The sequence below is a fragment of the Tardibacter chloracetimidivorans genome (genome assembly GCF_001890385.1).
Lineage (GTDB): Bacteria > Pseudomonadota > Alphaproteobacteria > Sphingomonadales > Sphingomonadaceae > Tardibacter > Tardibacter chloracetimidivorans.
The window spans coordinates 1,650,724-1,665,928 of the sequence record NZ_CP018221.1; the positions used below are offsets into that span (position 1 = coordinate 1,650,724).

Consider the following 15,205-nt stretch of genomic DNA (forward strand, 5'->3'; position numbering starts at 1 on the left):
CAAAGGATGCGAATTGGGAGGATATGCATGAGCATCGAAACATTCGCAGTGGATTGGCCTGCCGATCAGCGCGCCAGGATCATGCGCCAGGTAAAGGATTATGCTCTCCCACCCGCGCCTGAGGGTGATGGCTGGTCCGTCGGATGCGATGCGGCCTTTCTGTCGCGATTGCGCGATCACTGGCTGGAGGTTTTCGACTGGGACAAGGCAATCGCCCGTTTGAACAGCTTTCCTCAATTCTCGACGATGATCGACGGGCTCAAAATCCACTACATCCACGCCAGGGCCGAAGTGGAAAACGCACCCGCCTTGCTTCTACTGCACGGCTGGCCGAGTTCCCCTTTCGAGTTTTTCGGAGTTATCGAGCGGCTGAGCAACCCGTCCCGCTTTGGCGGCGATCCGGCCGATGCCGTCGAGGTTATCGTGCCGAGCCTTCCGGGCTATGGCTTCAGCGGCAAGCCAGACGGGATCGTCGGCCCTCAGTTCATCGCGGATATCATCAACACGCTGATGATCCAAAAGCTGGGGAAAGGCAGCTATCTTGCGCATGGCGGGGATTGGGGAGCCGTCGTCAGCTCGTGGCTGGCGATCCGCCATCCGGAGCATGTGCGCGCCATCCATCTCGGCATGATCTCGCTCCCGATGCCGGCCCGGCCCGAAACGCCGGAAGAACAGGATTGGGTTGTGCGGTACGGCCAGGTTCAGCGTGACATGGGCGGCTATAGCCATTTGCAGGGGAGCAGGCCCCAGTCGCTCGCCTGGCTTGCCGCAGGCAACCCCGTGGGGCAGGCAGCGTGGATAGCCGAACGATATCATGACTGGTCAGATCTTCGCGATCGGCCTTTTGAACAGGTCTATGATCTCGACTGGCTGCTCACGGCTATTCTCGTTTACGTCATGAACGACGCATTCGCATCAGCCGCCTATCTCTACAACGGTCTGGCGCGCGAAAGCGGGGGCAGTGTTACAACCCTCAGCCGCGGGGAAAGGTGCGAGGTTCCAACCGCCTTCACCAACCGGCTGGGCGATCCGCGCATCATCCCGCCGCCTCGCTCCCGCATCGAACAGAGCTATAATATCGTCCAGTGGCGCGACGCGGAAAAAGGGGGGCATTTCCCCGCTCATGAACAGCCCGGTGACTTTGTCGAGGACTTGCAGGAATGGCTGGTCGCGGCGCGCCGGCGAAAGTGACATGCGCCGCGACGGACCGTCCAGCTGTCAGGCCGGGCTGCGATCACCTACCACTGGCGCCGGTGGACGCATTGCCCGGTGACCATCGGCAATTGCATATTGCACATCGCGCGGGGCAAGCGCGTCGCCTATCAGATGCACATCGGGATGGCGGTGCCTGATTTCATCATAGAGATAGCGTACCGACTGGTTGGGCGTGACGAGTACGACGGTATCGGCGGGAATAGTGACCCGCTTCGTGGGCGCCTTTGTGGGATGTATGGTCACCTCGCCCGGCCTGATCTCGGCGAGATGATGGTTCACCAGCAAGGTGAAACCCTCATCTTTGTTGTAGAAGCGCGCAAGCGCCGTTTCACCGCGATAGTTGAACTGCATATGAGGCGCCAGATTGTTAAAGCGCGTCACCCAGGTGACCGACAGCCCCTTTGCGAACAATGCGTCCGCAACTGCAATCGCTTCATAATGTCCGGTATCGTCCAGCACCACGGCATGGCGGCCGAGCTCCGTCTTGCCGCCGAGGATCAGGTCAATTGACGACAGGACGTGAGGAAGGTCCACACCTGTGGGAGGTTCACCCGGCCGTTCAGTCTGAACGCCATCCATGCGCGGCATCGATCCGGTGGCGATAACGATCGTATCAGCCTGCTCGGCAAGGATTTCGTCCGCCTCCATATAGGTGCCGAGCCGCACCTCGACGCCGAGGCGGAATAGCTCACGCTCCTGCCAATCCACAATATCCCCGATTGTATGAAGAACCGGCGCTCGCTTGGCGGCATTGACTGCGCCGCCTAGGGTGGGTTGAGCTTCCGCCAGGATCACCCTGTGCCCCTGAAGCGCGGCAACACGCGCCGCTTCCATTCCCGCCGGACCGCCGCCGACCACCAGAACCTTGCGCGGCTCCTTGGCCGGCTCGATCAGTTCCTCGGCCAGGTATTTTTCGAAGCCGACGGCAGGATTTACCGTACAGCCCAGCCATTGTTCACGGAACAGGCCACCGACGCAGCCCTGATTGCAGGCGATGCAGGGGCGCACCTCCTCGACCTTGCCCGCCATGGATTTGCTGACGAGATTGGGGTCGGCGATATGGGCGCGCAGCATGCCGACCATATCCGCGATGTCATCGTTGAGCACCTGCTGTGCTTCGTCGAGAGTACGGAAACGGCCGGCGGTGAGGCGCGGAATCGGCACATCTTTCAAGATCTGAGATGCCGAAGGCAGCATATAGCCGGTCGGCTCCGCCATCGTCCCGACCATATAGCGCATTTCGTAATAATCACCGAAAGACCCGCTCACATAATCGATCAGATCCTCCGCGATCAGCGATCTCACGACCTGCTGCAGATCCTCCTCGGTGATGCCTCCGATCGCCTCGCTGGCGGAAAGGCGGACGCCTACCACATAATCCCGGCCGACCTTCCGCCGGACAGCACGCAGCACCTCCTGCAGAAAGCGCGTCCTGTTTTCCAGGCTGCCGCCCCATTTGTCCTCGCGCCGGTTGACCAGCGGCGACAAAAACTGATGGATCAGATAGCCATGGGCGCCGTGGATTTCGACGCCGTGCAGCCCGCCTTCGCGGCACCGCTCCGCCGCGTCGCCGAAGGAGGCGACAATCTCTTCAATCTGTTCTTCCAGCAGCGGAACGGGCACACCCTTCAACTCGGTGCCATGTACATCCGACGGCGCCAGTGGCGGACGCTTGCCGGGTTGATTGGCGTTGTGCCCGCCATGATAGAGTTGCTGGAACATCTTCATGCCGTAAGGACGGATCGACTCGATCATCTTCCGGAAACCGGGGATAACGCGGTCGTCGAAATTGTTCAGTGTGTTGACGCTCGTGGGGTGGGTCGAAGTGCATTCGACAATCGAAAGACCACAGCCGCCTCTGGCGCGGGCGGTCTGATAGGCGATTGCGGCCTCGGAAAAGGAATCGACGGAAAGAAACGTACCGTGCGGGGTAATCACCACGCGATTCTTCAGTTCCAGCTTATTTATAGTAATCGGGTCAAGTATTTTCGCGGCCATGTTTTCTCTCGTTTCAGCGCCGCGGCTCAACCGGTGCGCATGACTTTTCCGGCAACATGCGGTCGATCAGCGTGCTCTCGAACTGCCAGAACGCTTCGTGGACCCGCTCGGCGATCACCCAGCGCCCGTCCTCGATTATCCACCGGTCGCTGTAGCGAAGCCCCCGGACGAAGACGGGATCTCCAACTTTGGCGGCGCCGGACAGGAAACAGGTGCCGAACAAGCGGCTGGTAGCCGTTTGACCGGTCACGTTGATCTCCATCGTGGCCACGCTGTGGCAGGCGCGGCCGTAGCCGGTGAAACTTCTGAATCCCTCTTCCAGCTGCGCGTGCCCCCGGAGCGCCATTTCAGCCTGGGTGGCGGAACGGAAAACGCCCTCGCGTGCAAAGCAGCGCACCACATTTTCGGGCTCGTGCGCATCGCAGTAGAAAAAATAGAGATCGGCGACTTCGCGGATTCTCATCCGGTCGATTAGGGTGTCGGGTTCATCCAAGATCAGACCCTCCGCATCTTACGAAACGCAACGAGTTTGTACCTAGTCACGAAAACTGACGAAGAAGGGCGCCGGAGCGCCCTTCCCCATTTCGCTTTGACTTAGAAACGATAGCCAACCGATACTCCGATCTCTCGCGGAGGTGCGTCCGACACATAGGTGGTGAGGCTCGCGACCGGATCACCACCGTCAATGTAGAACTCGTCCGTCAGGTTTCTGCCCCAGACCGAAACCGATAGCCGGTCGTCAACGTCGCGCCAGGTAATTTTACCGGACAGGACACCGACGCCATCCTGATAAGAGAATGGATAGTTCAGGTCCGTTGTGTAATAGCTTGACCTGTACGCATAGTCTCCAGTGAACGACACGCTTCCGACAGTACCCAGATCAAGATCATAGGTGGCGCCAAAACTTGCGGTCCACTTGGACGTATAAGGGAACTTCAGGAACGACAGATCCGAAGCGCCATTCGCCTCAACGCCGGTAACATTGGCCACGAAGTCCGTATACTTGGCGTCAAGATAGCCGACCGATCCGCGAAGCGTGAGCGCATCGACTGGCCTTGCCTGCATCTCAACCTCAACACCTTGCGTCTTGGCCTTTGCCGCGTTCCTCAACTTTTGGATGAAGAACGGCGGGATGTCGGTCGACTCCGTCACAACGCGCTGCAAATCCTGGAACTTGTTCTGGAAGATGGACACGTTGACTCGAAGGCGATTGTCGAAAAAGTCGTTCTTCAGGCCAAGTTCCCACGCCTTCACGGTTTCCGGATCAGCGATGGACGACGCTGCCACGGTGGCCGGAACGCCGGTGAATCCTCCGCCGCGATAGCCCGTAGCATAACGCAGATAGATCATATTATTCGGCGTGAAATTATAGTTTGCCGTCAGATCGTAGGAGAAGTTGTTCCAGGACGCCCGCTCGCTGATGTCCGCCTGAAGCCCGAGAAGGCAGCGTGACCCGCAGGAAAGGTGCTTCTTGCGATCCCATGTTTGACGACCGCCAGCCGACAGGCTGAAGCCGTCCGCCACTTCGTACTCAGCCCGGCCGAAAATAGCATAGCTGTTTGTTGAGCCTTCCTGATAGGTCCCGCCCCGGTTACCGAGAATGACCTGGTCATTGAAGCGATCATATTCGTAGTTGAAGAAATATATTCCGACCAGCCAGTTGAGACGGCCGTCAAGGTCAAGCCCTTCACCGTCATTCGAGGACAAGCGCATCTCATGAGAGAATGAGCGGTAGTTGCCGTCATAGCCTGAATCGATGATCCCCAGTTCGGTGCCATCAATGTCAGAGAAGGAAACTTCGCGGAAGTGACGATATCCCGTCACCACCGCCAGACCAACGGGTCCGGCATCCACATTGAGGTTGGAGGCCAGGCTCAGGTTGCGGCTGTCGCGCTTGGGCTGAGGCGCGGCACGCGTCTTGTACTTACTGGTTATCGGAAGCGCGGAGTCGCACAGGCTTGCGCTATAAGGCGCCGTGCAAGTCAATGTCACGGGCGGAGGCACGACATAGGTCAGGCCAGGTACGACGAGCCGATCCCTGGTGCTCACGTTCCGGTTGCCGGCATCTTCGCCCTTGTCAAAATCGATCTGTCCGGTGACGTACCAATCGACGGTTTCGCCAAGATGGGCGAGCAGGCCGACGCGGTACGACTGGAGATCAATGCCGCCCAATCGTTTGCCGGTCAATATGTTACGCATGTAACCATCTGAGTTCTGATAATTGGCCGAAACGGTCGCAAGCAACTTGCCCGGAACGAGCGGAGCATCGACATAGCCGCGGAGGTGCACGTTATCGAAGCTGCCGTAATCGGCCTGCACCAGACCACCAAATTCGTCCTTGGGTCGCCGCGTGCGGACGGCCACGCCGCCTGCCGGGGAGTTCTTGCCCAGAACCGTGCCCTGCGGACCGCGAAGCACTTCAACCGCCTCAACGTCAAAAAGATTGATATACGCGCCGATCAGCTGCGCCTGGTAGATTTCATCAATAGTCAGCGCGATGGGCGGCTCCTGGGCCGGATCGCTTGATTTAGTGCCGAAACCGCGAATGAACGGGAACAGTGAAACCGGATTGGTCGAGTTGCGCGCCAGCGTGATCGAAGGCGCCAGGGTCGTGACGTCGGAGATGTTGGTGACCCGAGCTTCTGCCAGCCTTGCGCTATCGATAGCGGAAATCGCCACCGGCGTTTGCTGGAGGGGTTCCGCGCGGCGGCGCGCCGTCACGATGATATCGGACAGTCCCGCCTGAGACTCGCTCACGACAGACGGCTGCGTAGCGGCGGGAGCTTGGGCAAGCTGGTCCTCGCCAGCCTGTTGCGGCTCGACGGCATCCTGCGCGAACGCCGATGTCGCCAACATCGTCGTACCGAGTAACGTCAGCATCGAAACGGCGCTTTTTCTCATTTTCATAGCTCCCTCCCCATTTCAGAATTCGTAACTTTCGCCCGCATCGCAGGGTCGTTGTCAGGTAATTTCTAACCCAATGCGATAACGATCGTCTTTACCTTGACTGAAAGGGTCGTTGCTCAACGCGGAATTACACATATCACTCGGTTTCCCGGCGCTATTATAATGGTAGCAGTAGGTAAATCTCGGAATTCGCTGCATGGTAGAGCAGTTTTGCGCCATTGCCTGCGGACCCGGTCATATTTCGCGCAGACGCAGATTGGGCAGTCTTTTTCGTCAGACCTTTTGACAGACCCAAGAAAGAAGGAGCGGAGTCTTGCACGATCTGGAAGTTCGACAATTTGCCTGCCTTGACGATAACTATGGCTACCTTGTGCACGTGGTCGGCACGGAAATAACAGCGGCCATCGACACGCCCGACGCAGGGGCGATCACATCTGAGCTCGACAGCCGCGGCTGGCGCTTGACGCATATCCTCAACACGCATTGGCATCCCGATCATGCCGGAGGGAACGAAGCGCTGAAACAGCGCTACGGCGCAGTGGTGGTCGCGCCAGCCGATTTGGAACAGCGGATCGCCAATGTGGATATAGCCGTTGGCGACGGAGACGTCGTCGACCTGGGTGGAGTTCAGGCATCGATCCTTGCCTTGCCTGGGCACACGACCGATCATATCGCCTATTGCTTCAAAGACGCGAGTATCGCGTTTGTAGGGGATGTTCTGTTCCCCTTGGGGTGCGGCCGGCTGTTTGAGGGCTCTCCCGCTCAAATGCATGACTCCCTCCAGAAGCTGGCGTCGCTGCCGGAGGATACGGTGATTTACAGCGCACATGAGTATACTGCGGCCAATGCGCATTTTGCCCTTACCGTCGAACCGGAAAATACTGATCTCGCGGCTCGGGTAGCGCACATCCACCGCCTTCGGGAAAAGGACGTACCAACCGTCCCGACAACCATCGGGGAAGAGTTGCGAACCAACCCGTTTTTGCGCACGGGCTCGTCGGCGATAAGGCAGAGGCTGGGCATGGAGGGATGCGACGATGTCGCGGTTTTCGCGGAAGTGCGAGCGCGCAAGGACAATTTCAGAGGCTAAAGCGGCGTGCGCCAGATCGGAGCCGCCTGCGCCGCGAGGATTTCGCGGCTGTGGGCAGGAGGCGAGCGCAGGGCGTAGCGGTGGCTACGATCGAGTCCGTCACAGGACAACGCAGGTGGTTCAGATCTGACCCACGCCGCTCTAGGGTTGAGACTCAATCAGAGCCAGAAAGCCACAGCGGCAGCGAGGCTTACGGCTGAGAGGAAGTTTCGTGCAAGCTTGTCGTAGCGAGTAGCGATCCGGCGGAAATCCTTGAGGCGGCAGAACATAGCCTCGACCCGCCAGCGATCTTTGTAGCGGCGTTTGTCATATTGGATCGGGCGCTTGCGGTTGCGGCGGCCGGGGATCACCGGGGTCGTGCCCTGTTCGCGCAGGATGGTCCTAATGCGATTGGCGTCGTAGCCGCGGTCGGCGATCACCCGCTTCATTCCCGCTGTTTCGTTGATGAGCAGGTCGGCGCCCTTCACGTCCGATGTGTTGCCGGGCGTCAGGACGAGACGAAGCGGCCGTCCGAGGACGTCGACAAGGGCGTGGATCTTTGTTGTCCGGCCGCCACGCGAGATCCCAATGGCATTGGCTCGCGCCCCCCCTTTGCCCCACCGGCGCTACGGTGAGCCTTGATGTAGCTGCTATCGATCTGCCCGGTCTCGGCGATCCAGCCTTCTTCGGTCAGTGCAGCCAGGATGCGTGTCCAGATGCCCCGCCGGCTCCACCTGTTCCATCGGTTGTAGACCGTCGTCGCCGGCCCGTATTCGGCGGGGCAATCTGCCCAGCGACCGCCGCACTTGAGCATGTGAACGATGCCGGAGATCACCCGCCGGTCATCAACACGTCGTGCTCCTGGCTGGTTCTTGGGCAAGTGGAGCTCGATTGCTGTCCACGCTTCATCCGATAGCCAGAACAACGAACGCGACATCCCCAAGGCCTCCTCTTCAGCGAAAACGCCTTGAATCAATGAGACCAACGATTTTCAAGAGGCTGATTGAGTTTGGACCCTAGGGTTTTTTCAAAACGCTATCGGGGATTTCCACTTCGACGATGCCGTCTTTGACTCGTGTCCGGTACACCGGAAGCGCCCCGCAAGCGGCAGCGCCAACCACCTTCCCGTCAGACAGCCGAAACCGGATCCCGTGTAGCGAGCATTGAACGATCGTGCCGGCCAATCTCCCCATCGAGAGTGGCGAACCGGCATGCGGACATATGTTCGACGCGCCGAAGAACTCCCCGCAAACGCGGGCGATAAGAATCTGCCGCCCCGCAACCTCCACCCCGCGCAGGCAATCCCCTTCAAACGCCGAGACTGGGAGGGCGGGGAAGTATCTCTTCATCAACGGAACTTCGACATTGGCGACCGGACGAGATTGCGTTTCTTAAAAAAATGGGTGGCCGAGACCACCCAAACGGGAGATTGCAGCGCCGTCGCCTTTCAGCTTCGGTCGAATCCCATCAACTTGTCATAGACTTCATAAAAATGCGCGATCTGCGCTTCGGCACGAGGCGCCAGAGTAAGAAAATCCTTGCCCGCCGCCGCTGCCTTAAAGCCTTTCTGAACAGCGATCATGTTGGCCATATCCTGATCGACGAGATGCCCGAGCGGCCCAAGCTGAGGATAGTCCATTCCCTTTTCGTCAAAGTCGATCTCAACGACCTCGGCTGGCGGGGGCAGTTTGCCATCGGCCGGTATAGGCTGCAGCACCCTGATTTCCATGGTCGACGCCTCGGGATCGTTTTCATACGGCAGAAAACGATACCACCAGGGAAGCATCTCGCCCCACCAGGGGTGGAAATTGGGAAATACCGCATATTTCGCCATGTCGAGGAAATATGCCGGAGCCCGGCCGGAAAAATCCCTGCCCGTCGCTTGCTCCAGCCGTCGCCGAATTTGTTCGGCGGCATAGCGCCGCGCATCCGGCCCCGTCTGTCCGCGATCGGCAGGCGGAGCCTCAAAACCATATGCGCTGCAAAATACCCGCAATCCTTCGTGGGTGCTTACCCGATCGGCAATATAGGGGTCCACAACCATCCCCGGCGTGATGAGCCGGTTAACCCGCGCATTCTCTTCCTCCCAGCAATCGATCTGCGTGAGGGCCGATCCGAACATCGGCATGCCGTCCGCGTGGGTTTCCACGACATGATAGGCTTCGTTGAACGCCTCCTGCGCGGACTTCCAGTTACAACGCACCTTTTTCCGAACATGCAGGGCGGTGTAACGATCTTCCTGCGGACAATCGACCCAATGCCGCGCAAGCGGCCCTAGAAATGTCTCGAAAGGCTCGGCGTTCACATCGGGATTGATGAAAACATTCCCACCCCAGCGCGCAGTGGGCACTTCAGCCAGACTATATTGGGCGCGGTCGACGTTGGGGAACTCCTGCTCGAAGGGAATCCAGTTGAGCTTGCCATCGAGGCCATAGGTCCATCCATGGAATGCACATTGAAGATGGCCGCCCGATCCCTTCTTGTCGCAAAGCTTGCGTCCCCGATGCCTGCAGGAATTGTGGAACGCCTTGAATTCGCTGGGACCGGAGCGCACGACGACAAAGGACATCCCGACCACGTCGTAGGATATCCGGTCTCCCACATTGGGAATATCTTCTTCCCGGCAAGCGACTTGCCAATGCTTTTTCCAGATTTTTTCGATCTCCTGATCGAAAATATCTTTGGAATAATAGCGATCGTAAGTGATCAGCCTGGGTGCAGGTTGGTGGTTTCCCTGTTCCTGCACGATGGGAGGCAAAGGCACATCATCAGCCTTCAGGATGTCGGCATAGGTCGGCACATCCTCGATCCGCGAGCCAGGATCGGGTTTGCCATAATCGATGTGATAATACTGATAAACCATGACGGCTCCCATCACTGCAATCCGATCCCGAACCGGGTCGGTCCTTTGGCCGCATTATGGAACGAGAAGCCGCCCCGGCAACGTTCCCCATGTGCACTTGCGATTAGCCCGGCCTGCACGGCGGGTGGCGCGTTCAAAGCATGACGTCGGGGTTAAGGCGACGGTCGGGGTCGAATGCGTCGCGCATGCGTCGCATCGCGGCCATTTCGCCCTCGCTCAGATATTTGCGAAGGAATTGCCGCTTCAATGTCCCGATGCCATGCTCTGCCGTGATCGCTCCGTGGTGGCGGGCCAGAACGTCGAATACGATTTCCTCGATCTCGGCGGTGCGTTCCACCGTTTCTTCGCCGATGCCGATACCCAGGTGAATGTTGTTGTCACCCAGATGCCCGAAGGTAGTGCCGCGAACCTGCGGAAAACGTTGTCGAAGAGCGGCATAAGCCTCCTCGACTACTTGCTCTATTGATCCAAGTTCGGCTGAAATATCAAAGGAAACGATCTTGCCGAACTCGCGCACGATTATTTCCGAGCCTTCGCGCACATGCCATAGGTCGCGGCGTTGCTTCTCCGAGCTTGCAACCACCCCGTCGACAACAAGGTCCTGCTGCGTCGCCTGATGGACGAACCGCTCGAAAGCGGCTTCGTCAGCTTCCTGGTCGTTACCCATGCTTTCCACCAGCACGTAGTAGGAGTGGCCGGGCTCCAGTGGCCGGCGGCCGCTGTTGCTGGCGGCCATCAGATCGTAATAGTCGCGCCACATGACCTCAAACGCGCTCAGCGTCGGCATGGCCCGCGCAAGATTGAGCAGGCTGAGAACCTTGCTCATGCCATCCACGGCAACAAGAGCGACCGACTGCGTCGTGGGCATGGCGACAAGCTTCACGACCGCTTTGGTGACAATGCCGATCGTACCTTCGGTTCCGGTAAAGAGCTGCTTCAGGTCATAGCCTGTATTGTTTTTGACCAGACGGTTGAGCGAACTCACGATCGTTCCATCCGCCAGCACGCCCTCCACTCCGAGGAGGTTCTGCCGCGTCATGCCCCAGCGCACGACATGGTTGCCACCAGCGTTGGTTGATATGGTGCCGCCAAGGGTGGCGCTCCCCTTTGCGCCAAGATCGACCGGATAGAAAAGGCCGCGCGCCTCCGCCGCCTCATGCAGAGCCTGAATCGGCACCCCTGCCTGCACCACCGCAAGCTGGTCCACTTCGCAAATCTCTTCGATCCGGTTCATCCGTTCAAGTGAGACAACGATGGAATCGGGTCTGGTGAATGCCCCGCCCGCCACGCCGGTTCGTCCTCCATGCGTCACGATGCAGAAATCATGAGCAGCAGCTGCTTCTATCACAGCGGAAAGCTGATGCGCATCGGACGGTCGGGCAATGAAGGGCGACAGGATGGGTACATGGCGAAAGGGATCGCAGGAACGTGTCTCAAAGTCCGGCCGTTCCAGCAGGCCGCCATCACCAAGAATGGCGGACAGTTCGGCGCGTAGCGATGCCACGCCTTCGCCGCTGGCCAGCTCAACCATCGGCGCCATCCTGCCGGCTGGTCTGAATCAGCTCGATCGAATAGCCATCCGGGTCTTTGACAAAGGCCATCATAGGACCACCTTCAACCAGCCTATATGGCTCTTTCGTGATCGTACCGCCATGCTCGGAAAGAGTCGCTGCCATTTCAGCGACGTCCGGCACTCCCACGGCGATATGCCCATATCCCGTGCCATGACTGTAAGGCTCTTCCGCTCCCCAATTATAGGTCAGCTCAAGGGCAGGGCCGGACCCGTAATCGTCGTATGACAGGAACAGGATCGAGAACTTGTGCGCCTCGAAATCATATCGGTCGAGGATCTTCATCCCCATGCCGTCGCGGTAGAAGCGCAGCGATTCATCGACATCGCGAACCCGAATCATCGAATGCAGGAGCCGGGGACGACTTGCGTTCATACCCCAGACCCACAGGCGGTCGTCGACGTCCGCCGGATCAGCCATGACCTTTCTCCTTCGAGCGGCCGTGATCGAATTGCGGGTCGCGCTTTTCGAGCATGGCCTGCAATGCTTCCTTGTGATCGTTGGAGATCATACTCAGGGTCTCAAGCCGGACATGGCTGTCCGCATCGGCCAAGGCCTGACGGCACAGGGCCATGTTGATGGAAACCTTGGTGGCGCTGAGTGCCTGGTAGGGCTTGGCCGCAAGCCTTTCGGCATAGTCGGCAACGGCGGAGGCCAATTCGGCCTCCGGAAGGGCCTTGTATATCAGCCCTATTTCCGCGGCCTCCCTTCCCGTCAACGGTTCTCCGGTCAACAGATGGTGGCGTGCCCGCGCATAGCCTATCAGATGCGGCCACATCAGCGCCCCTCCGTCACCTGCCGAAAGGCCAACCAGCACATGAGGATCGGCAATTTTCGCGGCTTCATTTGCGAAGACCACGTCGCACATCAGAGCAAGACTTGCGCCCAATCCCATGGCGTGACCATTCACATGGGCGATGGTCGGCTTCTCAAGCGCAAGAAGGGATTTCACAATGTCGGGTGCATCGCCCATCTCCCGGAGGACGGTTGCGCCATCCTCGAGATTCGCGAGCATCTGATTGAGATCGCCCCCGCCTGAAAAGCAGCGTCCGGCACCGGTGAGAACAACGATGTTGCATTCATCGTCACACTGGATGTCCTTGAACACGCGCGCCAGTTCGGCATGTAGCACATGGCCGGCGGCATTGACCGGAGGGTTGTCCATCGTAACCGTGAGAACAAGGCCCCTCCGGCTGAACTTCAGTTGCTCATAACCCTCGTACATGCGCGCTCCCTTGCATCCGTCATGCTGGAACCTTCGGTCAGGCTCCGGCCAAATATCGTTCAAAATGATGTTGCGAATTTCCAAGCAGCTGCTCTGCCACCAGCATTCGGCGCAGATGCTCTCCGACCGGATATTCAACCGTCATTCCAATGCCGCCGTGAAAGTGGACGGATTGTCCCGCGACGAAGCGCCCCGCCTGCATGACCTTGATCTTGCACGCCGAGACCGCCTTCGGCCGGCCCGCGTCGTCGTCCGCGGCGCATGCCGCAAGCGCGCGATAGACCATGGAGCGGGCGTCATTTGCCTCGACAAACAGATTGGCGACCCCGTGCTGCAAGGATTGAAAGTTGGAAAGCGCTTGACCAAACTGCTTGCGAATTCTCAGATATTCGGCAGTCAGTTCGATCGCTCGATCCATGCATCCAAGAGCGTCGGCACATAGCAGCACGGTCGCCTCATCCAGCGCCCGGTCAAGGATCGAGGTGGCGACGGCCGTATCTGCAAGTATCGCGTCGGCAGGCAGCTGAACGCCCTTGAATCTGACATCGCAGGCATTGGCCTCGTCAATCGTGCGATAGTTGCGGCGCTCCACGCCCGCCACATTCGCATCGACAATGAAAAGCGCCGGCGCCGTATCTCCTTCGCTCCGTGCGGCGACGATAAGGTAGTCAGCCTCCACTCCTCCCAAAACCAGGGTCTTTGAGCCATTGAGCAGATAGCTCCCATCCGGCTGCTTCGAGGAGACGGTCGCAAGCCCGGCCAGCGAATAGCGATGCGCAGTTTCGTAGAGGGCCGCTGCAAAACGCTGAGCGCCTCCCACCAATTCTTCCAGGGGACTGTTTGCCGTGCCCGCCAAAGCCATCAGCCGCGCAGGAAGAAAGCCGCTGAAAATAAACGGCTCGCGCGCAATGCCACGCCCCAGTTCTTCCGCGATAATCGCGATGTCCTCAAGCGGACGCTCAAGACCCCCTGCACTTTCGGGAACCGCCAACATCAGCCAGCCCATGTCGGCAAAGTCGCCCCAGCAATCCTCCCCGCTGGCTATCCTTTTTCCGCGAGACGCATAATCGAGCTTGTCCGCAACAAATCGCCTTGCGCCGTCGCGAAGCATTTCCTGTTCATCTGTCAGCCGAAAATCCATGACGTCCCATTCGCTCCAGCTGTCAGTCAGCCGCGATACAATGTGTTCCAGATAATGCCGCGCTGTATTTCATTGGTTCCGCCGAAGATGGTGGAGGCCCTGAAATACAGATATTGGTCGAGCTTGCCGGGCACCCAATCGCTTGCATCTGCATAGTTGGGCGCGCTGTCCGTTGGCTGAAACCGTGGCACCATCTGGGTGCCTGCGATCGCGAGTTCCAATTCGCCGGCCTGAAGAAGCAGTTCTGATCCACGAATCTTGAGCGCCGAAGCCGCGGCGCCCAGAAGGGGACTTTCCTCGCTGGCGAGCACTCGCAGCACCGACCACTCCAGCGCATCGACGTCGATTTCAAGCTGCGCGACCTGCCGCCGGTATTCAGCCGCCTCCGCCGCCGATAGCCCCTGCGACTGCGCGCGATTGATCATGCCTGATATGCGTCGCACATAACGCTTCAACATGCCGGCATAGGCATTGTGCGTGCGCTCGTTGTTGAGAAGAAACTTCGCCTGCTTCCAGCCTGTATCGGGCTCTCCGATCAGATTGGCCGCAGGTACACGCACATCGTCAAGGAACACCTCGTTCACGTTGTGCGAGCCGTCTATGGTCGGAATCCAGCGGCACTCCACGCCCGGTGCGTCCATCGGCACGAGAATCATGGAAAGCCCCGCCTGTGGCTTTACCTGATCGTTCGTGCGCGCAAGACAGATCATGTAATCCGCCATATGCGCCGAGGTGGTCCAGATCTTCTGGCCCGAGATGATATAATCGCCGCCGTCCTTCACCGCGCGCGTGCGAACGCTGGCAAGATCCGACCCCGCCTGCGGCTCGGAGAAACCTTGGCAGAACCAGATTTCCGCCCGCAGGATCGGTTCCAGGAACCGCTTTTTCATCTCGGTCGATCCAAAGCGGCAAATAACCGGGCCGACCATTCCAAGTGCTATCAGACTGATTTCGGGCGCGTTCGCCAATCCATATTCGACTTCGAAGAGGTATTTCTGAATAGGCGTCCATCCGGGACCGCCATGTTCCTTCGGCCAGTTCGGCGCCACCCAGCCTTTTTTGTACAGCGTCCGGTGCCAAGGATCGACCTCGCTGCGATGAAGATGGAAACCGGTCGCCTCCTTGCGAGCCAGTTCAGGGGGCAGATGGTCCCGCAGAAAAGCGCGAACTTCCTCGCGAAAGGCCTCATCTTCAGGAGTGAACGCAAGCTGCACGT

12 protein-coding genes and 1 pseudogene are annotated in these 15,205 nt (G+C 59.0%); 2 read left to right on the forward strand and 11 right to left on the reverse strand.

The features are described 5' to 3' along the window. Nucleotides 1-27: 27 nt before the first annotated feature. A complete protein-coding gene (locus tag BSL82_RS08635) occupies nt 28-1,191 on the forward strand; it encodes an epoxide hydrolase family protein (protein WP_072596918.1) in 1,164 nt (387 codons plus the stop codon). A gap of 27 nt (nt 1,192-1,218) precedes the next feature. Here BSL82_RS08635 and BSL82_RS08640 read toward each other — a convergent pair whose 3' ends face one another. The 3 genes from BSL82_RS08640 to BSL82_RS08650 form a co-directional block, all read right to left on the reverse strand. Beyond that, entirely contained in the window at nt 1,219-3,213 is a 1,995-nt protein-coding gene (locus BSL82_RS08640) for an oxidoreductase (protein ID WP_072598693.1), read from the reverse strand. Nucleotides 3,214-3,226: 13 nt separating this feature from the next. Then, nucleotides 3,227-3,706 carry a nuclear transport factor 2 family protein gene (locus tag BSL82_RS08645; RefSeq protein ID WP_072596919.1) on the reverse strand — a complete coding sequence of 160 codons (480 nt, stop codon included), beginning with the start codon at nt 3,704-3,706 and terminating at the stop codon, nt 3,227-3,229. Nucleotides 3,707-3,807: 101 nt separating this feature from the next. Next, complete coding sequence (locus tag BSL82_RS08650) at nt 3,808-6,120, reverse strand: TonB-dependent receptor (RefSeq protein ID WP_072596920.1); 2,313 nt, start codon at nt 6,118-6,120, stop codon at nt 3,808-3,810. Between the two features lie 313 nt (nt 6,121-6,433). On the opposite strand from BSL82_RS08650, the gene gloB reads away from it, so the two are divergent. Continuing rightward, nucleotides 6,434-7,210 (forward strand): hydroxyacylglutathione hydrolase, encoded by a 777-nt coding sequence (gene gloB / locus BSL82_RS08655; protein ID WP_072596921.1) that lies wholly within the window; start codon nt 6,434-6,436, stop codon nt 7,208-7,210. A 158-nt stretch (nt 7,211-7,368) separates the two neighbouring features. Here gloB and BSL82_RS21750 read toward each other — a convergent pair. From BSL82_RS21750 to BSL82_RS08700, 8 genes and pseudogenes are all read right to left on the reverse strand, one after another. Continuing rightward, nucleotides 7,369-8,126 (reverse strand): annotated as a pseudogene (locus BSL82_RS21750) (IS5 family transposase). A 79-nt stretch (nt 8,127-8,205) separates the two neighbouring features. Beyond that, nucleotides 8,206-8,538 carry a Rieske (2Fe-2S) protein gene (locus BSL82_RS21755; RefSeq protein ID WP_072596922.1) on the reverse strand — a complete coding sequence of 111 codons (333 nt, stop codon included), beginning with the start codon at nt 8,536-8,538 and terminating at the stop codon, nt 8,206-8,208. A gap of 98 nt (nt 8,539-8,636) precedes the next feature. Next, nucleotides 8,637-10,064, reverse strand: coding sequence for an aromatic ring-hydroxylating oxygenase subunit alpha (locus BSL82_RS08675; RefSeq protein ID WP_072596925.1), 1,428 nt, complete (start codon nt 10,062-10,064; stop codon nt 8,637-8,639). Nucleotides 10,065-10,185: 121 nt separating this feature from the next. Next, a complete protein-coding gene (locus BSL82_RS08680) occupies nt 10,186-11,583 on the reverse strand; it encodes an FAD-binding oxidoreductase (protein ID WP_072598695.1) in 1,398 nt (465 codons plus the stop codon). Next, entirely contained in the window at nt 11,576-12,043 is a 468-nt protein-coding gene (gene gloA / locus BSL82_RS08685) for a lactoylglutathione lyase (protein ID WP_083579118.1), read from the reverse strand. Before gloA ends, BSL82_RS08680 begins: the two co-directional genes overlap by 8 nt. Next, entirely contained in the window at nt 12,036-12,848 is an 813-nt protein-coding gene (locus tag BSL82_RS08690) for an enoyl-CoA hydratase/isomerase family protein (RefSeq protein ID WP_072596926.1), read from the reverse strand. Before BSL82_RS08690 ends, gloA begins: the two co-directional genes overlap by 8 nt. A 37-nt stretch (nt 12,849-12,885) precedes the next feature. Continuing rightward, nucleotides 12,886-13,989, reverse strand: a complete 1,104-nt coding sequence (locus tag BSL82_RS08695; protein WP_072596927.1) for an acyl-CoA dehydrogenase family protein — start codon at nt 13,987-13,989, stop codon at nt 12,886-12,888. 26 nt (nt 13,990-14,015) lie between these two features. Next, nucleotides 14,016-15,203, reverse strand: coding sequence for an acyl-CoA dehydrogenase family protein (locus BSL82_RS08700; protein WP_072596928.1), 1,188 nt, complete (start codon nt 15,201-15,203; stop codon nt 14,016-14,018). Between the last annotated feature and the right edge of the window lie 2 nt (nt 15,204-15,205).